18 protein-coding genes are annotated in these 23,924 nt (G+C 40.5%); 9 read left to right on the top strand and 9 right to left on the bottom strand.

What is annotated here, in order from left to right; all coding sequences use genetic code 11:
- Window position 1: 1 nt before the first annotated feature.
- Together ALFOR1_RS10760 and ALFOR1_RS10755 are read left to right on the top strand one after the other, a co-directional pair.
- On the top strand, window positions 2-673 hold the full coding sequence (locus tag ALFOR1_RS10760) for a 3-oxoacid CoA-transferase subunit B (RefSeq protein ID WP_058429821.1): 672 nt from the start codon (window positions 2-4) through the stop codon (window positions 671-673).
- On the top strand, window positions 670-1,860 hold the full coding sequence (locus ALFOR1_RS10755; protein WP_104642965.1) for an acetyl-CoA C-acetyltransferase: 1,191 nt from the start codon (window positions 670-672) through the stop codon (window positions 1,858-1,860). The genes ALFOR1_RS10760 and ALFOR1_RS10755 overlap by 4 nt, the downstream gene beginning before the upstream one ends.
- 99 nt (window positions 1,861-1,959) lie before the next feature.
- Here ALFOR1_RS10755 and ALFOR1_RS10750 read toward each other — a convergent pair whose 3' ends face one another.
- On the bottom strand, window positions 1,960-2,676 hold the full coding sequence (locus ALFOR1_RS10750; protein WP_058429819.1) for a GntR family transcriptional regulator: 717 nt from the start codon (window positions 2,674-2,676) through the stop codon (window positions 1,960-1,962).
- A gap of 214 nt (window positions 2,677-2,890) precedes the next feature.
- On the opposite strand from ALFOR1_RS10750, the gene ALFOR1_RS10745 reads away from it, so the two are divergent.
- Together ALFOR1_RS10745 and ALFOR1_RS10740 are read left to right on the top strand one after the other, a co-directional pair.
- A complete protein-coding gene (locus ALFOR1_RS10745; RefSeq protein ID WP_197709263.1) occupies window positions 2,891-3,982 on the top strand; it encodes an aromatic ring-hydroxylating dioxygenase subunit alpha in 1,092 nt (363 codons plus the stop codon).
- A 14-nt stretch (window positions 3,983-3,996) separates the two neighbouring features.
- The gene (locus tag ALFOR1_RS10740; RefSeq protein ID WP_104642964.1) at window positions 3,997-4,953 is read left to right on the top strand and encodes a PDR/VanB family oxidoreductase; all 957 of its coding nucleotides are present in this window, start codon (window positions 3,997-3,999) and stop codon (window positions 4,951-4,953) included.
- A 69-nt stretch (window positions 4,954-5,022) separates the two neighbouring features.
- Here ALFOR1_RS10740 and ALFOR1_RS10735 read toward each other — a convergent pair whose 3' ends face one another.
- From ALFOR1_RS10735 to ALFOR1_RS10725, 3 genes are all read right to left on the bottom strand, one after another.
- On the bottom strand, window positions 5,023-6,390 hold the full coding sequence (locus tag ALFOR1_RS10735; protein ID WP_104642963.1) for an MFS transporter: 1,368 nt from the start codon (window positions 6,388-6,390) through the stop codon (window positions 5,023-5,025).
- Window positions 6,391-6,622: 232 nt separating this feature from the next.
- The gene (locus tag ALFOR1_RS10730) at window positions 6,623-7,675 is read right to left on the bottom strand and encodes an aromatic ring-hydroxylating dioxygenase subunit alpha (RefSeq protein WP_104642962.1); all 1,053 of its coding nucleotides are present in this window, start codon (window positions 7,673-7,675) and stop codon (window positions 6,623-6,625) included.
- A 36-nt stretch (window positions 7,676-7,711) separates the two neighbouring features.
- The gene (locus ALFOR1_RS10725; protein ID WP_104642961.1) at window positions 7,712-8,659 is read right to left on the bottom strand and encodes a PDR/VanB family oxidoreductase; all 948 of its coding nucleotides are present in this window, start codon (window positions 8,657-8,659) and stop codon (window positions 7,712-7,714) included.
- A gap of 203 nt (window positions 8,660-8,862) precedes the next feature.
- On the opposite strand from ALFOR1_RS10725, the gene ALFOR1_RS10720 reads away from it, so the two are divergent.
- A complete protein-coding gene (locus ALFOR1_RS10720) occupies window positions 8,863-9,354 on the top strand; it encodes a MarR family winged helix-turn-helix transcriptional regulator (protein ID WP_104642960.1) in 492 nt (163 codons plus the stop codon).
- 654 nt (window positions 9,355-10,008) lie between these two features.
- Here ALFOR1_RS10720 and ALFOR1_RS10715 read toward each other — a convergent pair.
- The 3 genes from ALFOR1_RS10715 to ALFOR1_RS10705 form a co-directional block, all read right to left on the bottom strand.
- A complete protein-coding gene (locus ALFOR1_RS10715) occupies window positions 10,009-11,661 on the bottom strand; it encodes a glycoside hydrolase family 32 protein (protein WP_197709262.1) in 1,653 nt (550 codons plus the stop codon).
- 266 nt (window positions 11,662-11,927) lie between these two features.
- Window positions 11,928-13,505, bottom strand: a complete 1,578-nt coding sequence (locus ALFOR1_RS10710; RefSeq protein ID WP_104642958.1) for a glycoside hydrolase family 68 protein — start codon at window positions 13,503-13,505, stop codon at window positions 11,928-11,930.
- Between the two features lie 1,254 nt (window positions 13,506-14,759).
- Complete coding sequence (locus tag ALFOR1_RS10705; RefSeq protein WP_104642957.1) at window positions 14,760-16,184, bottom strand: sugar porter family MFS transporter; 1,425 nt, start codon at window positions 16,182-16,184, stop codon at window positions 14,760-14,762.
- Between the two features lie 401 nt (window positions 16,185-16,585).
- Here ALFOR1_RS10705 and ALFOR1_RS10700 point away from each other — a divergent pair, with 401 nt between their 5' ends.
- Window positions 16,586-17,623, top strand: coding sequence for a hypothetical protein (locus ALFOR1_RS10700; RefSeq protein WP_104642956.1), 1,038 nt, complete (start codon window positions 16,586-16,588; stop codon window positions 17,621-17,623).
- Window positions 17,624-17,716: 93 nt separating this feature from the next.
- Here the strand turns inward: ALFOR1_RS10700 and ALFOR1_RS10695 are convergent, their stop codons facing one another.
- The gene (locus tag ALFOR1_RS10695; RefSeq protein ID WP_104642955.1) at window positions 17,717-18,211 is read right to left on the bottom strand and encodes a phosphatase domain-containing protein; all 495 of its coding nucleotides are present in this window, start codon (window positions 18,209-18,211) and stop codon (window positions 17,717-17,719) included.
- Window positions 18,212-18,300: 89 nt separating this feature from the next.
- Here ALFOR1_RS10695 and ALFOR1_RS10690 point away from each other — a divergent pair, with 89 nt between their 5' ends.
- The 3 genes from ALFOR1_RS10690 to ALFOR1_RS10680 all read left to right on the top strand — a co-directional run bounded on the left by ALFOR1_RS10690 (window position 18,301) and on the right by ALFOR1_RS10680 (window position 22,572).
- Window positions 18,301-20,538, top strand: a complete 2,238-nt coding sequence (locus ALFOR1_RS10690) for an exonuclease domain-containing protein (protein ID WP_104642954.1) — start codon at window positions 18,301-18,303, stop codon at window positions 20,536-20,538.
- Window positions 20,539-20,674: 136 nt separating this feature from the next.
- Window positions 20,675-21,556 carry a RodZ family helix-turn-helix domain-containing protein gene (locus ALFOR1_RS10685; protein WP_104642953.1) on the top strand — a complete coding sequence of 294 codons (882 nt, stop codon included), beginning with the start codon at window positions 20,675-20,677 and terminating at the stop codon, window positions 21,554-21,556.
- A gap of 62 nt (window positions 21,557-21,618) precedes the next feature.
- The gene (locus ALFOR1_RS10680) at window positions 21,619-22,572 is read left to right on the top strand and encodes a hypothetical protein (protein ID WP_104642952.1); all 954 of its coding nucleotides are present in this window, start codon (window positions 21,619-21,621) and stop codon (window positions 22,570-22,572) included.
- Here ALFOR1_RS10680 and ALFOR1_RS10675 read toward each other — a convergent pair.
- Window positions 22,556-23,902, bottom strand: coding sequence for a S8 family serine peptidase (locus tag ALFOR1_RS10675; protein ID WP_104642951.1), 1,347 nt, complete (start codon window positions 23,900-23,902; stop codon window positions 22,556-22,558). The two genes, ALFOR1_RS10680 and ALFOR1_RS10675, sit on opposite strands and share 17 nt — an antisense overlap.
- Between the last annotated feature and the right edge of the window lie 22 nt (window positions 23,903-23,924).

Raw genomic sequence — 23,924 nt, 5'->3', positions numbered from 1 at the left:
AATGGCTTTATCCCGAGAGCAATTAGCAATGCGTGTTGCGCAAGAACTACAAGATGGATACTACGTAAACTTAGGTATTGGTATTCCAACGCTTGTTGCTAACTATGTGCCTGAAGGCATTGAAGTGATGCTTCAATCAGAAAACGGATTGTTAGGTATGGGGCAATTTCCAACAGAAGATGAACTTGATGCTGATTTAATCAATGCAGGCAAACAAACGGTGACTATGGCAACCGGCGCCTCAATTTTTGATAGTGCAGAGTCGTTTGCCATGATCCGTGGTGGCCATGTTGATTTAACTGTATTAGGCGCTTTTGAAGTGGATGTGAATGGTAATATTGCGTCTTACATGATCCCCGGGAAGTTAATTAAAGGAATGGGAGGTGCTATGGACTTAGTGGCGGGTGCCGATAACATTATTGTCACTATGACCCATGCATCAAAGCATGGTGAATCAAAGTTATTAGCAAATTGTACACTGCCACTAACTGGTAAGGGCTGTATTAAAAAAGTGCTAACTGATCTCGCTTTTATGGAAATTAAAGACGGTAAATTTCATTTGTTAGAAAGGGCGCCGAATGTCTCGGTAGAAGATATTCAACGGTTAACAGCAGGTGAGCTTGTTATTCCTGAACATGTGCCCGAAATGGACTTGCCCGAGGTGGTAGCATGAAGGCTGTTATTGTTGCTGCAAAAAGAACCGCAATTGGTGGTTTTGGACAAAGTTTATCAAGCCTATCAGCTATTGAAATAGGTAGTCAGTTACTTAAAACCGTTCTTGATGAAACACCGCAAGTAAAGCCACACATTGAGGAGGTGATTTTAGGGCAGGTGCTAACAGCAGGTTGTGGCCAAAATCCAGCAAGGCAGACAGCACTTAATGCCGGACTACCTATTAATGTGTCTGCTTTTACTATTAATCACGTATGTGGCTCAGGACTAAAAGCGGTGCAATTGGCTGCGCAATCAGTTCTTTGCGGTGATGCTAAAATGGTGGTTGCTGGTGGGCAAGAAAGTATGTCTCAGGCGGCGCACGTATTACCCAATAATAGAGTACCTAAAAAATTAGGTGATTTATCACTGGTTGATAGCTTAATAAAAGATGGGCTGTGGGATAGTCGCGAAAATATACATATGGGAATTACAGCTGAAAAGATAGCTGAAAAATTTTCGGTCTCACGAGAAGCACAAGATAAATTTGCAGTTCATTCACAGCAAAAAGCAGCACATGCTATTAGTAGTGGTTTATTCAAAGATGAAATTGCCCCTATTTATATTGCAAAACGTGGAGGCGATATCCAGAGTTTTGATGTTGATGAATCAGTAAAAGCTGATACACAAATTATAAACCTTAGTAAGCTTAGGCCTGCGTTCAAAAAAGACGGTTCAGTTACCGCTGGAAATAGTTCGACTATTAACGACGGCGCAGCGATGGTGGTGGTTACTTCAGACGAGTATGCAAAAAAGTTAAACTTACCTATTTTAGCTGTGATTGAAGCTACCGCTTGCGAAGGTGTTGAGCCGCTTTACATGGGCACTGGCCCAATAGCGGCCACGCAGGCTGTGTGTAAAAAAGCGGGCTGGCAAGTGCATGATATTGATTTAATTGAGGCTAATGAGGCATTTTCAGCCCAAGCACTGCACGTAAATAATGAATTAGGGCTTGATCCTAAAAAATTAAATGTAAATGGGGGGGCGGTAGCTTTAGGCCACCCCATAGGTGCTTCAGGTTGTCGTATTTTAGTCTCGCTGATATATCAAATGCAGCGAGCTAATAAAACAAAAGGGTTAGCAACACTTTGTATTGGTGGTGGTATGGGCATTGCTATGTTGGTCTCGCGTGAACGCACAAAGGCTTAATAAGTTTTAATATTTAAAGGCCTCCTTCATTAGCAAGCTTTAGATCTTATAGAATATGGCTCCCTCAATATTTAAGAGTGAGTAACACTTCTGTGCAGGTTATTTATTTGCGTGCGAAATAACGGTGAGTTTGTTTTTAAGCTCTGTTCGGTGATAGTTTCGATCGTAACCGAGTGTTGCTTGTGCATGCTCACGCATAATTCCTTCAGCACGAGCACCTTGGCGAGAAAGCATTGCATGAAATACGTGGTGATGTTGCTGATGTGCAAATGCAAAGCGTTTAAACTCTTTTTGCATATTATTTTTGTCGATGGCAAGCGCGCTTACCGAGGCAAATGGTAGGTGCTCATTTTTAGATAGTGCAGCCTGGATAGCCAAGTTACCCGACGCTTCAATAATTAGTAGATGAAAACGGCGGTTCATATCATGGTAGGTTGCTAAGTCATCTTCAGTTAGTTCGGCCCCTTCAAATAATAAATCACCACAAGCAAGCAGGGATTGCATTTCATGTTTTTGTTCTTCGTTAAGGCCGTTTTCTGCAGCTTGTCGAGCAGCTAGGCCCTCTAATACTCCTCTTACTTCAATAGCGCCTTCAATTTCAATTGGTGAAACTGAGCGGACTTCGTAGCCACGCCTAGGAAGTTTGGTCAACAAACCTTCTTGTTCAAGTGTTCTAAATGCAATTCTTACAGGCGTTCTTGAAACACCTAGACGTTCAGAAGTAGCAATTTCAACGAGCCTTTCTCCGGTTTTTAGTGCTCCAGTTAAAATCATTTGTCGCAATGTAGTTACTGCATTTTGGCCTGACTTAGTCATAAAAAATTACCTCAATTACTTTTTAAACTGGATCCAATTAGGAATCTACACTGCATATAGTCATTGAAATAGTGTGAATTTACAACTAAAGCGTGACTAAAAGTGCAAAAAAGAAAATTATATGGATCCAATTTGTGCATATTTGTTTCATTTATCTTGTTTATTAGTTTATATTGGATCCAATGACAACAAAAACACAACAGGAGATCAAGGTATGGCTAAGCAGATCTTTATTAAAAATACATGGTATGTGGCGGCAATGAGTGATGAAATCAATCACAATAAACCACTCGGCCGAAAAGTGTGTGATCAAAGTATTGCTTTTTATCGTCAGGCGGATGGAAAAGTAGCTGCGGTGCTAGATTTTTGTCCACACCGTGGCGCAGCTTTATCTTTAGGATATGTTGAGGACGGCTTGCTTGTATGCGGCTATCATGGTCTAAAAATGGGTGAGGACGGTAAAACAAAAGAAATGCCGCTGCAACGTGTGCAGAGATTTCCGTGTATGAAGTCATTTGCAGTTGAGGAGCGCTTTGGTTTTATCTGGGTTTGGCCTGGTGATAAAGAGGCTGCAAATACAGATCTTATCCCACACTTACCTTGGGCTGAAGATGATACTTGGGCCTATGGGGGGGGGTTGTATCATATAAAATGCGACTATCGTTTAATGATCGATAATCTAATGGACTTAACACATGAAACCTACGTTCATGCTAGTAGTATAGGCCAAAAAGAAATTGATGAGTCTCCGGTGCAAACTGAAGTAGAAGGCGATAAAGTTTTTTGTCGCCGTTATATGGAAAATATTATGGCACCGCCATTTTGGCGAACTGCTCTGGAGGGTAATGGGCTTGCATCGGATACACCAGTAGACCGTTGGCAAATTTGTCGCTTTATGCCGCCATCACATGTAATGATTGATGTGGGTGTAGCACATGCTGGTTATGGTGGTTTTGATGCACCAAAGAATAAAAAAGCGAGCAGTACAGTGGTTGATTTTATTACTCCTGAGACTGAAAATACGATGTGGTACTTTTGGGGGATGGCACGTAACTTTAATGCTCAAGACGTTACATTAACTGATAAAATTAGAGAAGGGCAAGGCAGTATTTTCCAAGAAGATTTAGAGGTATTAGAACGTCAGCAACAAAATCTGAAGAGTTTCCCGCAATTTGATCTTTTAAAGCTTGATATAGATGCCGGTGGTGTTCAGTCGCGACGTATCATTGAGCGTTTAATCGATAAAGAAATAAATGCGAAAAATATATCTACAGACGAGCTACCACTCCAATCAGTAACATTTTAACAAAGGGAATTAAGATGATTTCAGTTATTGTTAAAAATGTGGTCATTGAGGCAAAGGCGGTTGTGAGGCTCGTACTTGGACGCGCTGACAATGTGAATTTGCCACCATTTGAGGCAGGTGCACATATTGATATAAAGCTACCAAATGGTTTGCTTCGTCAATATTCTCTATGTCGGTTACAGTGCGACCCTCGTTACTACGAAATTGCAGTATTAAAAGATCCTCAATCTCGTGGTGGCTCAGCGGAGGTGCATAACCTAAAAATAGGCGATAAAGTCGAAGTAAGTGAACCTAAAAATCACTTCTCATTGCTGAAGCCAAAGAAAAATACATTACTGATTGCGGGTGGAATAGGGGTTACGCCATTAATAACGATGGCTCAAACATTACATAGTTTGGGGACACCTTTCGCATTTCACTATTGCGCTAAATCTTCTGAAACTGCAGCATTTGTTGAAGCATTAAAATTAGGGCCGTTTAGCGATAAAATAGTGTTTCACTTTAGCCAAGAATTGCAATCGGGTCGTATGGATGTAGAACAGGTGCTAGGTGAGCATATTCGTGGTACTGACTTGTATATATGTGGGCCTGCTGAGTTTATAACATATGTATTAACTCAAGCTCGTTTGCTAGGTTGGTCTGAGGAGAGATTACATCGAGAATACTTCGCCGCACCAGTGGTTGCTGAAAATGTTTTAGAAGACACGTCATTCACTGTAAAAATTGCTAGCTCAGGTAAACAGTTTACTGTAGGCGAAGGGCAGTCTATTTCTCAAGTGCTAGAGGTTAATGGGATATTTATACCAGTTGCATGTGAATCAGGAGTTTGTGGCACTTGCCAAACTGGTGTAGTGGAAGGCAATCCGGAACATCGCGATGTTTTTTTAACAGACAAAGAAAAAGCACAAGGCAAGTTGATTATGCCGTGTTGTTCAAGAGCAAAAACAGGGTCCATAACACTCGATTTATAAATACACTTACACGTATAAAGCGATTTATAATTACTTTTATACGTGTAACCCGTATCAGCAACGCATAATTTAGGCTTTCCCACGAAATGCCGAGATACAGCTTGCTAGAATTACAAAGCCTAAAGACACGTTAAACGCGAGTGAAATTGTACTCATTAAAGCATGACTATGTTGCGCTGAAAACGTGCTGTCCCCTAAGTAATAATGCACAATTAAATTTACCAAGCTCATTCCAAATAAATTACCAATTGTTCGTGATAAATTCATGGAAGAAGAGGCTACGCCTAACTCATTCTTATCTACAGCGCCCATAATTGCATTATTGTTAGGTGTTGAGAATAAGCCAAAGCCAATACCTAACAATAACAGTGAGCCACTTATGTATGTGATACTTGAGTCCATAGATAACAGTGATAGTAAAAAAAAGCTGACCATAACAATTATACAGCCAAATGTAGCTATTATGCGTGGCTGTATTTTATCTGAAAGTTTACCAGACAATGGTGCCATAATGGCCATAGAAACTGCTTGCAGTAACACGATTTGGCCAGCATGAGAAGGACTTAACCCTTTAATATATTGCAGATATAAGCTTAACAAAAAAGCCAATGAAAAATTACTGGCGTACATTAAAAACGATGTAGACAGCGATAAGCTGAATACTCTGCTTTCTAAAAACATTTGTACTCTGATTAATGGTCGCCTACTTTTACTTTGGTGAATAATAAATAATCCTAAGCTTATTACTGAAAGTAATGTTAAACCCCATCCTGTCATAGTGGGTAGATCACTGAGTCCTAATACTAAACATATTGCAAAGAGTGAGAAAAGCGCAGTACCCCACCAGTCAAACGAAGATTTTTTATCGTTTTTCCACTCACCATGTAAAAAAAGTTTAATAGCAAGTAGTAGCAGAAGCACAAGCGGAATTTGAGAGTAAAATACAGCTCGCCATCCCCATATTTCGGTGAGCCAACCGCCTATTGCAGGGGCTGCACTTAAGCCTATATACACACACGCTGCAGAGGTGCCTAGTGCCATGCCTCTTTTATTATTTGGCGTAATAGAAGTAATAATTGCAACACCAATACCAAAAATCATGGCACCTGCAGCGCCTTGTACAAAACGCCAAAAAAGCACCCATTCAATTGATGACGCAATAGCACACATCAGTGATGCGAGTGCATTTAGGCCTAAACCAAATGCATATACTCGTTTTCGACCATAGTTATCGGCAATTTTCCCGCAAGGCAGCATAAATATTACGCTACTAAGTAAGTAAAGGGTCGGCATCCAACCAATCATTTTAGCGCTTGCTTGTAAATCCTCTGCAAGATTTGGAATAGCTATGTTGACGCCGGCCATGCCAAGAGGTCCGATAATAGATCCGCTGCATACAATTATAAGTGCAATGGTAGTAATAGGAAGTTTAAACAAATATGATCCTTAAACGCATAGACTGTAAAAATAATTAAAGGTGGTGTTTGAGAACATGGGTTTGTTAATGCGTTTATTATTGCTAATAGCAACAGAGGTAGCAAGCTGGTCTACTAAGTATCGACGTAATTTTTAATTAGCGTATTTTTTGGTCCAATATGATGAGGTATTACTTTGTAGGCCATTGAAAAAGTAATACCTCAGTTTGAGTTAATATAAATAAAACAAGCCTTTAAGCTTCACATAAGCGCTTAATTATTCGCCTAGCGTAATTTGCACCGGTATCAACATGGATATCAATCATAGGTTGCCCTTTAAAGTGCTTCATTGATTTGTGTTGCGCTTCAATAACCACTTTGTCTTCATTGAACGTGTAACGAGTTTGTTCTACTACTTTTTGTTTTACATTTTCAATATCAGTTGTTGGGTTTGTTGATATAGTCCAAAAATAATGACATGTTTCTTCTGTTTCTGGGGTTATGCAATGTAAGCCACGCATATGAAAGCCGCCACGGTTAGGGTTAGTTACCGATTCACTGTTTGCGTCAATACCGCCAGTCCATATCCTTAAATGTGATGGATAGAATTCAATTTCTTGCCAGCGATCTATTTTATCTTTAAATGGATAAGCAGCTGTATATGTTGGTGGCGGAGTTGAATTTGGCATGTAACGTTTTACGGTCACTTTATCACCTATAGCTTCTACATCCATTTGTGCATTCATATGTGTTTTAGCGTCACCACCAATCGTTTTAAGGTGTACGTAACCTAAGTGGCTAAGATCAAGTAAATTGTCATGTATGAGTTGAAATGGTGCTTGGTAGTGATATACATCACCATCGTAAACATATTTTTCGTCAGAATGATAAAGATAGCGAGGTGGGTCTTGATCAGGGGTTGAGCCTTGCTCTGAACCAAACCAAATCCAAATTAAATCATCTTGCTCTTTAAGTGTAAAAGGCGTTACTTTTGCTTTTCTTGGAACTTTTTTTTGCCCTGGTACTTCAAGACATTGGCCTTGGCCATTAAATAATAGACCATGATAACCGCATCTTAATCCTTCTTTTTCAAGTGTTCCCATCGATAAAGGTAGTTGGCGATGGCAACAACGATCTTCAAGTGCGCTAGCATGGCCTTGTGCATCTCTAAATAAAACTATAGGGGTGTTTAATAAAGTGCGAGCTAGTGGCTTGTCGGTTAACTCTTTGCTTAGTGCTGCTAAGTACCACATGTTAAGAGGAAAGGGGGTTTTAGTGTCCGAATTAGTTTGTGTATGTGTGGTCATAAGTGTCTCGTGTAAAGTCTCGTGTTAAAATTTTCTCTATAAATCTAGCGTTAGAGAGTTGCTTAACGCTCTTGAACAACAGGGTGTGAACCTATCGTTTTTTGCTTTTTCATCAGCAGTAAAGAATTCATCTCTGTGGTCGGGTATACCGCATGTCACAGAGGTAACGCATGTACCGCAAATTCCCATTTCGCATGATACGTCTAACTCAATACCCGCATCTTCCATTGCTTCTAAAGCGGTTTGCTCTGCAGAAACATCAATTTCTAAGCCTGAACGGCTCAAAATGAGCTTAAACGGAATATCTTCAGAACCTTCTGCTTTAGGTTCAGCTTTAAAATTTTCTTTGTGTAAGTACTCGTCTTTCCAGTTATTTGATTTTGCACTGTTAAAAATATATTCCATATAAGCTGCTGGGCCACAAGTGTATAAATGCGTATTCGTTTTAAATTCACCAATAAGTTCTTTTGCATCTTTTTTTGGCTGGGTTGAAAAGTGAAAAAATACCTTTTCAGAAAATGAACACTCTAGCAATTCTTGATAAAAAGCTGCCTCTACGGGGGATTTAGCATGATAATGAAGCTCAAAATCAACGCCGTTAATATCAAGCTCTCTTGCCATTGAGATTATTGGAGTAATGCCTATACCGCCTGCGAATAATAGTGCTTTATTATGAGTTGAATTGAGTGCAAAGAGGTTGCGAGGATCAGAAATTGATAATGTATCACCGACTTGCACATCAGAGTGAAGTGCAATTGAGCCTCCTCGTGAATTGGCATCTTTTAATACCGCTATTTTATAAAACTCATCGGATTGAGGATGGCTGATAAGTGAGTACTGACGAGTTATTTTATCATTAAGCACCACATCAATGTGGCTACCCGCATCAAATTTAGGTAAAGCTTGCGCATTTATAGGTATTAGCTCAAAACTGACAATATTAGGTGTTTCAACCTTTTTACAGCGTACGTTTACTGAAAACATAAAGTTCCTAATGTTTGTTACTTTATGTTTATAATGTTGAATTGTAGTTGAGGTGTCAACTATAATTTGGGTGTAGGGATTAACTCAGTGTTAACGTTATGAATGTAAAACTCTTTGATCGTAATAAGCAATGATCATAAATAGTTTTAATCTCAAGATTTACCTAGTAAAATTTATTTATACCCTGAAAATTGGAAAAACCAATGCCTTCTAAACCCAAAGAACCTAGTGCTAAGCAGCTAGATCTTGAACGATATATACCTGCGCTTGTAAATTTTCTTTCTAATAAACTCTCAAGTGGTGCATCTGTATGCTATCGAAAAAACTTTAATGTAGGCGTTATTGAGTGGCGTGTATTAGCAATGCTCAAGGTGGAATCAAATATTTCTGCAAATCGCATCTGTCAGGTCATTGGTTTAGATAAAGCCGCTGTGAGCCGCGCTTTAAAGCAATTACAAACGTTAGAGCATATTAGTTTTGTAAAGGATGAGCACGATGGTCGCTCTTCGCTAGCAAAGCTAACTCTTCAGGGAGAAAAACTTCATGATGAAATTCTAACTGTCGCTTTAGAACGAGAAAGCTTGCTATTACATGGAGTGTCAGAAAAAGAGATTGATACACTTATTGATGTCCTGCTTAAACTAAATAAAAATATTAAGAAAGTTAATGAGTTTGAAGTATCTGATACTGAGTAATAATTTTACTAATGAGTAAAGTGAGATAGAAGGTTATAGAAACTATGCAAGGGCTAGTGCTAGTTAGTTCGACCACTATATAAAAAACATTGTAGTGGTAGTACATCCAACATTTGAGATGTATATTTGTGGAGGGATTCTCGAAATGTAGTGGCCAATTATATTGGCCACAATTTAAGGCTCTTTATATTTAATCTTAGAGTCAATTGTCGTTAAACCTAAATTAAACTAATTGAGTAGTTTCTTATTTGATTACTGCGGAATAAGTTTCGCGTTTTAATTTTGTGATTTTTACCCAAATTTATATGCTTATTAGCATAATATTCCCTTCTCAATGGGTGTCCAAAATTACCTTACCATTACCTTAGTAAAATAGCTGATACGAATTACAAATATAGCCCTCTACTTTAGTTGATAAATTTCAAATCAAACTCCGTGTGAATTATAGAGTTATCAACATCTCTCTGGCTTTGTCAATCTGATGTACAACTAGACCCACATCATTGTTTTTTCAGGAAGCTCAATTCACTTCAATAGCTGTCGAGCTTCTTTGTTCATAGAGAGATAGCACATTGGAACGATATCTATTAATTACACAATAACCAGCAACACCTTAAAATACAATCTAGGCGAAAATTTCACGGGAGCATAGGCCTAGCGCGTATTACCTTTACTGCGAATAATCGGGGCAACCTTCAAAGGAGCTAGCTCAAATAAGCTCAGTTCGGTATTTCCTCCAATTGACTCGACAGAGAGGCCATTTGCTCCGGGGGCACCGAATACAAGATTTGAAAGTACAACTTCTCCGTTATTTACAAAGACCTCAATGGATGTTGTATCTACAATGATATCCAACATGACAAAGCCATCGCGCATTTGTACGGGCGACTTTCGAACCTCGCGATATACTTTGGGCATCGCATTGGCTATAGCATCACTATCGCGTTGGATAAATACAGTGTCATTCGCAAGGTTGTACCCAACGATAGAAAAGTGCTTTTTTCCTTCCTTAAGTCGGAAGCGGACCTCTTTAGCATCTGAATCTGCATTAATCTTCACACGGAGACGGTAGGCGTCGGACGGAGGTTGAGGAAGTGTCGTTTTCGACGCTTCCGTCACCCGAATATTAGATCGAGCTACTGTACTGCCTTCAAGTTTGTTGATCGCATTTATGGGTTGCGATACAAGTTGTGGCTTACCGTCGACGGACTGAAGCATGATGCGCCGTACGACCGAGTTAGCTCCCCCGTGCCAGTCATCGGTTGGGAGTTTGGTGGCGTAGGCCCAGTTATTGAGCCAACCGATGGCATAGCGCGAAGTAAGGCGTTCGGCGTCATTGTTGCGGGGGTCGTCCCATGTCACTGTGGCATAAAAGTCGGCGCCGAAGTCTAGCCATTGAGGTTCATCGCGATCAGCGGTGAAATGTTCTCCGTCCCATTCTCCGGTCCAGTACACAGTTCCCGTAGTCATTCCTTTTTTAAAGCCGTTCGCGCCAGTTACCAGCACCCATCGTGTAGTTGCAGTGTCACCGTTGACCGACATCCGAAACAGGTCTGGACATTCCAGAATTCCAAGGTCGCTGCGCTTGAACCCAGACTGATACTTCCAATGCTTCAAATCGGGCGATGTGTAAAAGCCGATCTTATGACCCTCAGCCAGAACCATCAACCATTCATTGCGCGTGTCGTCCCAGACTATTTTAGGATCACGCCAATGCTGGGATCCTGGGTTGTCCATAATAGGGTTGTCTTGGTAGGCCTTAAATCGATAGCCGCCGTCAGTAGAGACAAAGAGTGATTGACGCTGCACACCCTCGTGCTGTTGAGTCATAATGGCGATTACCGCGCCAGGACCGAAGCCTGCAGTGTTATTGATGTCAATTACTGCGCTGCCGGTTTCAATATCGCCGAGGCCATTCTTATACTTATCAATTGCCACGCCGTGATCTTGCCAGTGCACAAGGTCAACCGAGGTTGCGTGGTACCACTCAGTACCATTCCCTATAGGATAATCGGCATTGTAAAGGTAATAGTAGTGCCAGATACCGTCAATCATAATTGGACGCTGAGGATCGTTCATCCAGTGTTTTTCGGGGGTCAGGTGCATTGCGGGTCTATATCGTGCCCAATTAGTCGGACGCTGGTATTTAGATGATTTTTCTGTCAACAGGGGCAACGGTGAGGAGCTGATTGCTGCTTCGGAACCGAATTCAACGGCCGATGACCCCCCTGAATTGAACAGCGCGACCAACATGCAAATTGCCAAAGACCAGCGACTTGCAGATGTTAAAATAAAATTGTTATTCATAACTCTCCTTATTGGAAAATCGGATAAAAAGTAAAGTAGTTGCGCAAAGGTACTCAATGAGCATGATAGATGGTATGGGCGGTACAAAAAAATTGTAAAATAAAGAAATGCAGTGCTTCAAAAGTCACTGCTGCAGAACAAAAAAATAGACTGACAGTTCCGCATAATTTTATTTGCCAGGTACAAATAAGAGAGAAGAGGATACGTCGGTACAACACATTCTCCTCTTCCCCCTTGTAAGGACTATATAAGTTAATTTACTAAAGTTATTGCTTAAGTGGCTTGATCTGTCCGCCCGAATTCACATTCAGGTTTGCAGGGATATCGGCCCAACCACCTAGTCCATAACCATTTACGCCATAGGAATAATCAACCTCTGACGAGTCGCCGTTAATTTTTATCCTAACTGTAGGTGCAAGTGTCCCACCACGACGAAAATTTTCTTTAGTGCCGATTGTGTCGATGAACGATTGGATTAAACCACCAGGCATCACATAGTGTGAGTATGACTGGAATTGACCTGGATGCTGATTATAGTCTGGCGCAAACGGGCTACCTGGCCAGTAATTGAGGTTTGTTGGGTTACCGAGCACCAGCCCAGATCCCTGGTTCATCGGCTGGTAATCGCTACGAATACCGTTGCCTACGAAACCATATACGCCCTCGGGGCCAGTAATACCTGTTGCATATGTAGTGCTGTGGCTAATAGTGAAAAGATAGTACTTGCCATCTTGTTGGTAAATCTGCGGTCGTTCAGTCTGGTCGGTGACACAGTTTGCAGATAGAATAGGCGGCAGAAATTCCCACTCGGTCAGGTCGTCGTTCGTAGCCTTGGCCAGACCAACGTTACCGATTTGAAAGGGCGCACCCGATGCATTCACTTGGGTTACGGTTTCTGCATAAGGGTCGCCGTCCTGGTAGCCAAGGTCGTCCGCATCACACTGTGCAGTTGCCCGGTCCATCGCCGTGTTGCCCTCAAATACCATATAGGTCTCACCTGGATGAGCTGGATCTTCGAAAGTGAACGGGTCGCGGAAGTTATAGTAAGGGTTTTGCTCAGAATTTTGGTAGTAAGTGCCGTCAGCCTCGAGTAACGACGTAACCTTATTGAACCCGGTGAATCTCACACCGTGTTTATTAGCATGCACATGGCCTACGCTTAGGGCGAGTCGAGAGTCGTACGGTTTGATGTCCGGTCCACCGTTTTGGTCTCGGTAGAATGCAACATCTGTGAAAAATAATTTTATTTCACCACCTGGAAAAATACGCGCCGAGCCTGACCACTGGGTCTGGTGGCTATAAGACTGGTCCTCGAAAATTTCACCGGTGACACCTTCATCGAACACGAGACCACCATAGGTCCAACCACCATTTTCTGGGCGTTGATCAGCGGAAATCCCAGCCGGCCGATAGAAGTAGCCGATCTTTGCGTAAACGTGACGATCATCAAAGCCAAGGCTACGGTCGGCTACTAAAGAAAAAATGATTTCCTGTCCATTAACACTGTACTGATTAGCATTCTCGTCAGTAAGAGGCCAAGAGTCCCATACCCAGACCTGTTCGTTCGACATGTCGGGAAAGTTTTGCGGGATATCAGGCATAGTATATTCTTCAGGCATCGAATTTTGACGTGAACCTGCCGTCGGATCAGACATGCGCTTGATTTGACGTGCATCAGCCCGCGTCCACTTCGCAGTGAAATTACTCTCAGGTGAAAATGCCTCTTGGGTGTGAAGTGTCGGCTCGGGACCTGGCTGTAGATGAGGTTCTGCAACAGCTGCCGTTGTTAAACCCAGAAATGCACACAAAATTGGGATTGTCGATTTACTTATTTTACTATCCATCAATATCTTCTCACTAAATTGAAAATGTTTCCCGTAAAAGAATAGCCTCTTCCTAATAAGACACCCTGTTACCCTAGTCTAAATCAATTATCCTCAGTGAAAACCAATTGTATTCACTTGAACGTATGCGACTTTTAAAGCGAAATCGATTCGGACAAAGGCTAAAGTTTATCTTCTGGAATTAGCCAATAAATTCAGGCGTAATAATGCCCTCGCTAATTGATATTAGCAGTGTGACTATATACTAATCTCTCGAATACTTAAACGATTAAGTTGTGTATTTAGTAAGAGTGTACTGATTTAATAATATAAATATAAACATAAACATAAATATAAAAACTAATGCATGAATTAACTTTTAAAAAAATCCGATTAATTCATCTCTAATTAAGGTTTTGCCATGTATATGGGTCGTAAAGGGTTAGTGTTTACTTATAATCTTAATGGGTGATCTAGAGGGGAAAAATAAAAGTGTGAATATTAATGCTGTAAAAATAAATTTTAATGCTTTAAGGTTGTGATTCTGCATTTAGTTTTTAACTGAAAAACAATGTATTTATCACCATTCGGTACTAGGTTAATTAGGGTTTTACTTAATCGATTAAGTTAATCTAGGAAAAGGAGGCATTAGTTTTACACTAGTGCTTATGTAATGGAAAAATGAACCCCGAATATAGGATTACGTATTGTTATTTTCCGATGAGTCAAAAACGATACCGACTCATAAAATACTGTTGCTTTGGGTCTTGAAAAGCTTTCCCGCCAAGGTTTTAATCTTCATCAGGGCATCTAATTTTCGACCATATGTTTAAAGCAAAAAGTATACGTTTTAATAACTAGGCTAATTACCGCTTCAAATCACTTACTGTAATAGATGTTTGTAAGCGATTTCTCGTTGTTTAAGAAATTTACCTAATAAAAAACATAATTATTTTTAGGGTGTAATTTAGTTAATAAATCTCAATTTAAGTGCCATATTTCATTATAAATCAATAAGTTCTCAGCGCGCCGTGTATTCTCGACTTAAGTGGCACTGATCAGACATACGTAGTGGGAAAACGCGGACAATAGCTAATTTTCTATATTCAAAAAAGGAATTTAAATCGATTACTTATAGTAAAAAGGAATACTGAACGCGAGAGGTAAGCGAATGTTTAGTGCAGTAATTATTAAATGGTTTAATACGGCTATTAAATCAATAATTTACCTAAAAAACACAAAGCGGTGAAAAGGGTTCACCGCTTTCAGAGCTAATTACATAGACTCAAGTGTTTTACCACGGGTTTCTGTAATGTATTTAGCCACAAAAAATATGCTAATAAGTGCCGATAAAGCATAAAAGCCGTACGCACCTGCAAGGCCAATGTTAGCCAGCATAATAGGGAAGGTCATGGTAATGGCAAAGTTAGCAATCCACTGTGCGCTTGCAGCAACAGCAAGCGCTGCACCGCGAATACGGTTATTAAACATTTCGCCTAATAACACCCACACAACGGGGCCCCAACTTAATCCAAAAAATACCACAAATAAGTTAGCCATTATAAGCGCAAACGAACCCATGTTATCGCTAAGTGCGAGCTTGCCTGCTTCATCAAGGCCTGCGCTGCCAAATATATAAGTAAGCGCGCTTAAGCTAATAAACATACCCACACTGCCTACAAGCAATAGTGGCTTACGGCCAATTTTGTCAACAAGGGCAATAGCAATAAAGGTCGATACAATATTAGTAGTACCCGCTAATACATTTATAAATAGCGATTGCGACTCGTCAAACCCAGCAGCTTGCCAAAGCTCAGAGCCGTAATAAAATACCACGTTAATACCTACAAATTGCTGAAACACACTCAGCGCAACACCCGCCCAAACAATTGGGTGTACTTTTTTACTGCCATCAATAAATAAATCGCGAATACTCGGCTTTTTATCGCTATGCAAGGAGCTTTTAACATCGCTTATTTGCGCAGCAACGTTGTCGTTCGAAATTTTACTAAATACCGTTTTTGCATCGTCTACTTTACCTTGCGCTACTAAATAACGAGGCGACTCAGGAATAAACAACACACCCACTAAAAAAAGTATTGCAGGCACAAGCTCAGCCCAAAACATCCAGCGCCAAGCGGCTGTATCAAGCATTAAAATATTTTGCGCGCTACCAGCTGCATCAGCAATTAAATAGTTACTTAAAAACGCAGCAAATAAACCCAATACAATAGCGAGTTGCTGTAATGTAGCTAAACGACCACGAAGGGCTGGTGGCGCAACCTCTGCAATATAAGCTGGCGCCAATACCGATGCAGCACCAATACCTAAACCACCAAATAAGCGGTAAAAAATAAACTCCGCAGAGCTTTCGCTAATGCCCGACCCAAATGCGCTAATAGCAAAAATAATCGCGGTGATGATCATAATTGCACGGCGACCAAACTTATCAGCCAGCGGCCCCGCAGCAAGTGCACCTAGGGCACAGCCAAGTAACACAGACGCTACGTTAAAGCCCGTAGCCACACTGCTTGAATTAAAAGCATTACCGAGTGCCGACACCGTGCCGTTAATCACGCCCGAGTCAAAACCAAATAAAAAACCACCAATAGCAGCCACGGCAGAGATAAAAATTACGTAAAAAAGAGAAGTGTTTTCAGCTGTGTTGGCTGAGAGGGAAGGCGGTGTGTGCGTTGTCATTATGTGCCCTGAAAGTTAATTTAAATTTAAAGGAGCATAATATCGTAAAGCGTTATGGTTGAATATGCTTGTGCGGGTATAAAGGGTTTGGCGAGTATAAATTAAGCCGTTTAAAGGTTTTAGTTTAAAGGGTTTAAAATTAGGTAACCGCCTTTTTAAATAACACAGCCTGAATCTCAATAAACAATTTGCTTTGTATGGGAAGTGCCTGTTTTGTCCAATATTGCTAATCTCACCGTTTAGATGTGTTTTGCAATTACATAAACTAATCGGAAATTAGGTAATTGTTTACATGTAGTTACTTTTTGGCTAGGGTAGATAGATCATAGAATATGGACGTTTGTCGGTCTTAAGAGTGACAAACGTCGTAGGTTAAGTTGTTATAAGTTTAAGGAAGCACAGTGCAAATATCAGAACTATTGCAATTGTCATTTTGGATTGACGAAAATATTAAGACCACTCAAATACCTCAGAAATATAAAGCATTACAGACGGGTATTCAGCAAAATGTAAACATTAGAAATAATCAGCCTAAACAACCATTTGAAACTCAGAAAAAAGCTCTTATCGATGCAATTAAGGTTGTAGATACTAGTGGATTAACATATCAACAAGAGAATATGTTAACCCACTTAAATATTACCCAAAATATTGGCAATGAAGGTATTGAACGTATTGAGGGCATTCTCTATAAAAACGCTCTTGATGTTGCGACCGCAGCAGCTGAAATGTCTAAAATTACGCAGGAAATAAACGCAGCGATACAAAAGTCAGATCAAATAAAAACTGCAATAGATCCACTTATGACAACTCAAGATGAAGATGAACTAGAAAAAGGAAGTGTTGTCATGCGTGTACATTTCCAAAACGAAGTTGGTATGGATAATGTTACAGACTTTAAACAGCTTGGTAACTCTTGGTGGGAAATTGGACGCGGTATAGCAATGGCACATGGTAGTGCCCCAGAAGATATAAAAGTAGTTGGTGCCAGTAAAGGTTCTATAGTCATAGAATTAGCTGTAGTTGCCGCAATAGCTACAACAGCTAGTGCTATAATTTTATCAGCTCTCAAAGTTGCTGACCGGGTTTTAACAATTCGAAAAAAAGTCGAAGAAATTAAATCTTTAAAACTAAATAATCAAAAATTAGAAATTGATCTAGCAAAAGAAGCAGATAAGGAGAAAAAAGAAGGTCTGGAGAAAATCACTAAAGAAATCTCTGCAAAGTTAAACATTGAGCTTAACGGTGATGGAGAAAAAGTTAAAGTTCTGGAGAAGTCAGTTAAAAATCTAATAGATTTTGTTGAAAAAGGTGGGGAAGTAGATTTTTTTACTGATGATGAAAATTCGGAAGATCCTGAGACAAAGGTGTTAAAGAAAAATTTTGATGAAATTAAAAAATTGGAAAAACGTGTTTTAATGCTTGAGAGTAAAACCTAACGAGTGATTAATCCCATAAACCACTAATTCATAACTAGTATGAAAAGTATTTTTAGCACTATTTATAGTGCTAAATCCTCCCCAGCCTCTGTCTTACACCTCAAAGTTATTAAAGTATTCTTTTTGCAGCTCTATAGTCAGTGCTTTAGGGCGAATACCTTGTACTAAGCTATATACCTCATCTTTTGTGTAACCTGCCGAATTTAAAATAAGCGCAGCAACCAACCCTGTGCGACCAGTGCCGCCTTTGCAATGTATGGCAATGGTTTGTTTTTGCTGTATGGCTTGTAGTATGTCTGTTTTGTGGGTGTTCCAGCTTGATGTAAAAGGCTGTTTGGGTGCTTCGTCGTCATTTATAGGTAAATGAAACCAGGTTATATCGTGCTTATTGCACTCAGTATTAATTGTTTGTACGTTGTTTTTTTCAAGCTCCTTTTGCGGCATAAGCGATAGTAGCATGTGAGTGCCAGCGGCTTTTAATGTAGCGATTGAATCCGCTAGGTTTTGCGTTTTTGTACCAGGGCAAGGCGTAAAAATAATATTTGCGCCGTTATTGAGTGATAAAACATCGTATGGGTGCGCGCTCATGGTAAGTCCTTTATTTTTAATAAATTTACTTTTATACACTCACTATAGCGTGCTTTAGTTACAAGTTTAAGATTGAATAATAAGCATAAATGCTAGATACTGTTTTTATATACAGTTGTGGCGATGTTATGAGAAAAGAATTACCAGCAAAATACTATTTAGCGCATTTTAGAGAGCTTATTGAGTTTGTAACAAGTAAATGTATGCATTTACTTGAGCCTAAACATAGTGAATTTATTAGTAAAATTAACCAACTAGATGAGCAAAGCCAATGCATGTTGGCGCGTGTGTATTCGCGCAAGCCTTATTTAGTGCAGGCGCAATCGCTTAATTATGAAGAAATAACTTCGCCGCATCAGGCTATTTATACGCTAAAAACAGCGGGTATTTTATATGAGCCAAACGCACAGCATTACAAGCAGCTTATTGCGCATTTAACCAAGCCCATGTTGGTGGAGTTACTCAGTAATTACAGTGAGCAATTAAGCTTTAAAAAAAGCGCAGCTAAAGGTGAGTTGGTTACTATTGCGTGTCAGTTTTTTAGTGAGCGCACAGATGATCTTGCCCCTTTATCTAGCCAGTATGTCATTAATAACCGAGAAGATTATTACGAGTATTTTGAATTTTTATTTGCAGGGCGCTTAAGTAGTGGCGATGTAAACCATCAAAACCGCTTTGTTATGCGCGATTTAGGGTTAACCGCTACCCGCGAAGGGCACAGCGAGAGCTTGTCGCGCTTTAATACACTCGCTGAGGCGCAATCTAATTACGTTTTAAATCGTTACCGTTTAGCGTTTAAAAACATCGGCAAAACAGCCGGTAATACAAAAGATGAAACCTTTGATGACAAAACCCCTTACACCGAGCTTGCGCATTTAGTATTGGCGCAACCGGCGCATGGCGCACAAGCGCACGACATTAAAAACAAACTGCTGGTTAGGCTGTATAAACAACTTAAAAATACCGATAGCGAACTTGCCTTTAGCCTACTTGAAGGCTGCACCGATTACGCCGAAGCACAAGAAATTCAAATAAGAGAGCAATACCGCCTAGGTAATAAAGCGTGGGTAAAAGCGCAGCTAGAGCAAATTATAGAAAACCCGCTCACCGACGATCTACTGTACTTTGCTGATGACTTTTTAATGCGTAAGTTTAATAAACAAACGCGTTCGCGCTTAAGTACTATGCTGGCCGACACCCAGTGTGTGCTTGAAATTGACGAAATTTACCGAGGCGATGTAGAGCAAGGCGTAAATGAGCATTACAGTGCAAAAGGGTTAACGGTATTTAATACCGAAAACACCTTATGGCAAAGCTTGTTTGGCTTAGTATTTTGGCACGAGTTATTTATTGAATCGCCTTACCCACCGTGTAATGAATTTGATATTTACCCGCAAGTTTTACAGCTTGATAATTTTTATGAAGCACAAAGCACGCAAATTGACGCACGTTTAAAAAGCTGTAGCACTAATCAGGCGCTGCTTAATTTGGTATGTAAGCATGCCGCGCAGTATTTTGAGCAGCCCAATGGTTTATTTAGATGGCGCAGCAATTTATTAGAGCCACTAGAGGCACTTATTTTAAACAGCCCGCTTGAAGCGTTAATTGCGCACTTAACGGCTATGAGCAAACACTATTTACAGCTAAAAGACGGCTACCCCGACTTAATGGTTATTAATAATGGCCAAGTACATTTTGAAGAGGTAAAAGCCCCAGGCGATAAACTTAGGCGCAACCAATTAACCACCATTGATAATTTAAAAAATGTAGGTTTTACAGTATATATTGCTGCAGTTAAGTGGTTTGTAGACCCTAACCGTATTTACAGCGTGGTTGATATAGAAACCACGGGTGGCTTAAAAGGCGGTAACCGTATTACCGAAATTGGCGTAGTTAAAGTGCAGCACGGTAAAGTGATTGATACCTGGACGACTCTTATTAATCCGCAGCGCCATATCCCAAGCTTTATTACTAAATTGACCGGCATAAGCGATGGCATGGTTTACAACGCGCCTGTATTTGCCGATATAGCACAGCCACTACTAGATAAACTCGCAGGTAGTATTTTTGTAGCCCATAACGTGAACTTTGATTACGGTTTTATTAAAAAAGAATGCGAGGTTGCAGGGCACTTTTTTAAAATGCCAAAAATGTGCACCGTGGTTGAATCGCGCAGAGCGTTTAAAGGCTTAAAGTCGTATTCGCTTGGTAACCTTAGCGCGCATTTTAATTTAAACTTAACCAGCCATCACCGCGCATTGGCCGATGCTACCGCCACTGCCGAGCTGTTATTGCTGATCCAAAACAGTGAAACGCTAACGCAGTAAACGAGTAATTCATATTTAAGCTCATGAAACTTAAGTAATTAAGTAACGTTATTATAATTTTTTAATTATTTTTGGAATAAAGTGTTTTTGTAAATCGTCTTCTTTATGTCAATCCGACAAACTAGAGGACAAAACAATGACTAAATTAAATAAAATTGTAAGCGTAATGATGTTAAGCGGTGTGTGTACTTTTACAGGTGCAGTGCACGCCGCTGATATTGAACTATCTCAGTCAACGTCGGCGCAGCAACAAACATCTACATCTATTACGCTTTCACAAAATGGTTTAACAGCCAGTGGTAGCAACGAGTCAAACGTATCTAACGATACACAAGTAACGGCTGATGATTCGCAAAACACTGATTCAACGGCGAATAACACGCAAACTCCAGCGCAAGAAAGCAGTGAGGCCGCAGAGCCTGCAAATTCATTAGTCGCATCTGCTAGCTCATCTTTAAATAATGCATTAAATGCATCGGCCTCGTCTTTAAATGCCACAGCCAATTCCACAGCCAATACAGCGCTTGATACAACAGCGCAGTTAACTTCATCGGCGGGTAATTTAACAACCGCTGTGAGCCAGTCGTCATTACTTTCTGTTACCTCTGAACAAGGCGCTCAGCCAGATACTACCGATACACCAGCCGATACCTCTTTACTTTCAAATGTAAGTAGCGCTACCGATTCAGTTACACAAGCTGATGCAACAAATGCGCTTAATGCGGGTGAGCTTACAAACCAACTAGCAATTACTAATACGGCTGCAAACTCAGTGAACTCTGCACTGCAAGCAGGTGATGCAATTAATACCAGTAATGAAGTAGTAAGCAGTGTTCAGCAATCTTTAATTGCTAGTGTGCAAGACAGTACGGTTAGTAGTTTACAAAGCACGGTACAGCAAAGTGTTAGCGGGCAGGTGAGTGCAGCGGTTACTGATCAAATTAGTAACGATGTAGCACTTAGCACCGCAAGTGAAGTAGTAACCAACATTACTAACGATTTAGACCTAGGCCTTTAATACGCAAAGTGCTTGCACAAACGCCGAATAGGAAAACCTATTCGGCCTGTTGGAGAATAAATATGAAAGCAGTTATAACCGCCACATTGTGTGTTTTTAGTGCCCAAGCGGTGCTTGCTCAAACCAGCCACGTTAAAACAGCTGAGCAAAATAAGCCCTTTAAAAGTAGCTTTGAGCTAAATGCAGATGCTGAAGTTGGGGTATTAAGTAACTCGGCGCTGTCTGTTCAAGAGCTTGACGATATTTCGTCGCAAAGCGACAGCGGCATAAAAACCGCAGCCGGTGTTAATGCAAAATGGCAAGTAACCAAAAGCGCTAAATTAACCTCAAGCTATAAGTTTGAACAACAAGACTACGATGAATTTGATCAATACGATTTAGACCTGCATCAATATGGTTTAGATGGCAGTTATAGCTTTAATAGCCATGAGGTAGGGGTTCGTTACGATGGCGCAAAAGCAAATGTAGATGGCGAAACATTTTTACATTTTAATCAAGCCAGCGCCTACTATGGTCATTTTTTAAACCCGCATACGTATTTGCGTATGAGTGTAAAAACCAAAGCTAAACGTTTTGCTACAGCAAAAGCACGTAATGCCGACGGCGTAGGCGGCGATGTAGCGCTTTATCATTTTATAAATAACGGCCAAACCATGCTAATGGCAGCGCTAAGTGCCGATAAAGAAAACGCCGACGACAACCAATACGACTTTAACGGCTACGGCTTTACTACTAAAGTTACGCACAAATTTACGGCCTTTAATGTAGCGAATAAAGTGGGCGCAGGCTGGCGTTATCAAAATAAAGATTACGATGAGCAAACAACGGATGATTTTTTTGAGCAAATACCGTCGCGAGATGAGCACAGAAATGTAGTTAATGCGTTTTATAATCTAGCTGTGTTTGAGCACGTAACACTCATAGCCGAGGCTGAATATGGCGATTATCAATCAAAGCTTAGTAGCAATACCTATACGCAATCGGTTTTATCGGCGTCAGTTAAAGTGCATTTTTAGGTGGGTAAATGGCGCCATAACCAAAGGTGGTGTCTTTGCCTTGCTCGCCTAAGTCGACGGCCAGCGATGTAAGCTCGTTAAGTGCTTTGGTTTTATTATTACCATGCTTTAACAATAAACAACTTAATGCCGCGCTAACATGCGGCGCCGCCATTGACGTACCCGACTCCCTTCCAAATTTTCCATTGCCTTGGCTTGTAACAACATTTACACCAAGGGCTGCAAAGTCTATGTAACCGCCTTTATTTGACCATCTATAAATTTGGTTTGTTGCATCAATAGCACTTACCGCTATCACGCTTTTATACGCACCTGGGTATAACGGCTGCGACGCCGGCCCTTGGTTACCAGCAGCAGCTACAATTAACACGTTTTGTTTTATTGCTGCAGTAATACTTGCTTCTAAAACTGCGTTATTTGGCCCTGTTAGGCTCATATTAATTACGGGTATTTTATTACTTACTAACCAGTTAAGTGCTTCTACTATGGCAAATAATGTAGCCCCTTGTGCATATTCAGATTGCCTATAAAACACCTCGGCACTGTAAAGCTTGGCACTGCCTAAAAGCGGGCTAAGTTTTGCGCCTTTACCTGTAATTAGCCCTGCAATGGCGGTGCCGTGTAAATTTGGCGAGCTTAACCCTTGTGGTAAAAAGCTTTGCGTAGTGATATTTGTACCTTCAAAAGCACTGTGTTTGGTATTAATGGCGCTGTCGATCATGCCAATTTTTACGCTTTGTGTGCAGTAAGGGGCAATAGAGTTATTTGGTGTTACTTTTGCGGTAGGCTCGCCAGTTTGCGCTTGGTATATGTGGTTTCGGTCAAGTATTGCAGACTCATCTAAGTTAAGCGCTTTTAATAACTCACTTTTAGAATTAACACCTTGGGGCACGTTAAAGCGCACTAAGCTCATGTTAAGTGCGTTGTAATTTTTTACCGATACAATAGTCACATTTTGCTGCTGTAGGGTATTAAGTTGTTGGCTATTTGCCATTAATAACCATTGGCGCTCTATTGCTCTAAAGCTGTTTTCTAGCTCTACTTCAACAAATGCGGTGTTTTGACTATTTATATTAATGTTAAGCACATTAGGTAAACTACTAATTGGCTCACTAATTTGCGCTTTTAGTTCATCAATCGACACTTGTGGTACAGGCACCGGAAGCGGCAGGCGCTGTGCACGCTCTATTGTTTGTTCAATACGCTGCTCTATTGGGTTTAACTGTCCAAGCACTTGATCGACTTTAACTATATTGGCAGAACTCGTTGCGCTAAATATGCAAAGCGAAGCGGCTATTATGTGTTTAACGCGTGTGTTTTTAATATTCATAGTGGGTTACTTTTATTAAATT

This window comes from Pseudoalteromonas carrageenovora IAM 12662, assembly GCF_900239935.1.
In the GTDB taxonomy this organism is placed as follows: Bacteria; Pseudomonadota; Gammaproteobacteria; order Enterobacterales; family Alteromonadaceae; genus Pseudoalteromonas; species Pseudoalteromonas carrageenovora.
This window is presented reverse-complemented; position numbering and strand designations above follow the sequence as displayed.

Coding starts and splice junctions, on each gene's coding strand:
- ALFOR1_RS10760 (WP_058429821.1), top strand. CDS start 2: ATGGCTTTATCCCGAGAGCAATTAGCAATGCGTGTTGCGCAAGAACTA.
- ALFOR1_RS10685 (WP_104642953.1), top strand. CDS start 20,675: ATGACTAAATTAAATAAAATTGTAAGCGTAATGATGTTAAGCGGTGTG.
- ALFOR1_RS10720 (WP_104642960.1), top strand. CDS start 8,863: ATGCCTTCTAAACCCAAAGAACCTAGTGCTAAGCAGCTAGATCTTGAA.
- ALFOR1_RS10705 (WP_104642957.1), bottom strand. CDS start 16,184: ATGACAACGCACACACCGCCTTCCCTCTCAGCCAACACAGCTGAAAAC.
- ALFOR1_RS10695 (WP_104642955.1), bottom strand. CDS start 18,211: ATGAGCGCGCACCCATACGATGTTTTATCACTCAATAACGGCGCAAAT.
- ALFOR1_RS10690 (WP_104642954.1), top strand. CDS start 18,301: ATGCTAGATACTGTTTTTATATACAGTTGTGGCGATGTTATGAGAAAA.
- ALFOR1_RS10725 (WP_104642961.1), bottom strand. CDS start 8,659: ATGTTTTCAGTAAACGTACGCTGTAAAAAGGTTGAAACACCTAATATT.
- ALFOR1_RS10740 (WP_104642964.1), top strand. CDS start 3,997: ATGATTTCAGTTATTGTTAAAAATGTGGTCATTGAGGCAAAGGCGGTT.
- ALFOR1_RS10715 (WP_197709262.1), bottom strand. CDS start 11,661: ATGAATAACAATTTTATTTTAACATCTGCAAGTCGCTGGTCTTTGGCA.
- ALFOR1_RS10680 (WP_104642952.1), top strand. CDS start 21,619: ATGAAAGCAGTTATAACCGCCACATTGTGTGTTTTTAGTGCCCAAGCG.
- ALFOR1_RS10710 (WP_104642958.1), bottom strand. CDS start 13,505: ATGGATAGTAAAATAAGTAAATCGACAATCCCAATTTTGTGTGCATTT.
- ALFOR1_RS10745 (WP_197709263.1), top strand. CDS start 2,891: ATGGCTAAGCAGATCTTTATTAAAAATACATGGTATGTGGCGGCAATG.
- ALFOR1_RS10675 (WP_104642951.1), bottom strand. CDS start 23,902: ATGAATATTAAAAACACACGCGTTAAACACATAATAGCCGCTTCGCTT.
- ALFOR1_RS10730 (WP_104642962.1), bottom strand. CDS start 7,675: ATGACCACACATACACAAACTAATTCGGACACTAAAACCCCCTTTCCT.
- ALFOR1_RS10750 (WP_058429819.1), bottom strand. CDS start 2,676: ATGACTAAGTCAGGCCAAAATGCAGTAACTACATTGCGACAAATGATT.
- ALFOR1_RS10755 (WP_104642965.1), top strand. CDS start 670: ATGAAGGCTGTTATTGTTGCTGCAAAAAGAACCGCAATTGGTGGTTTT.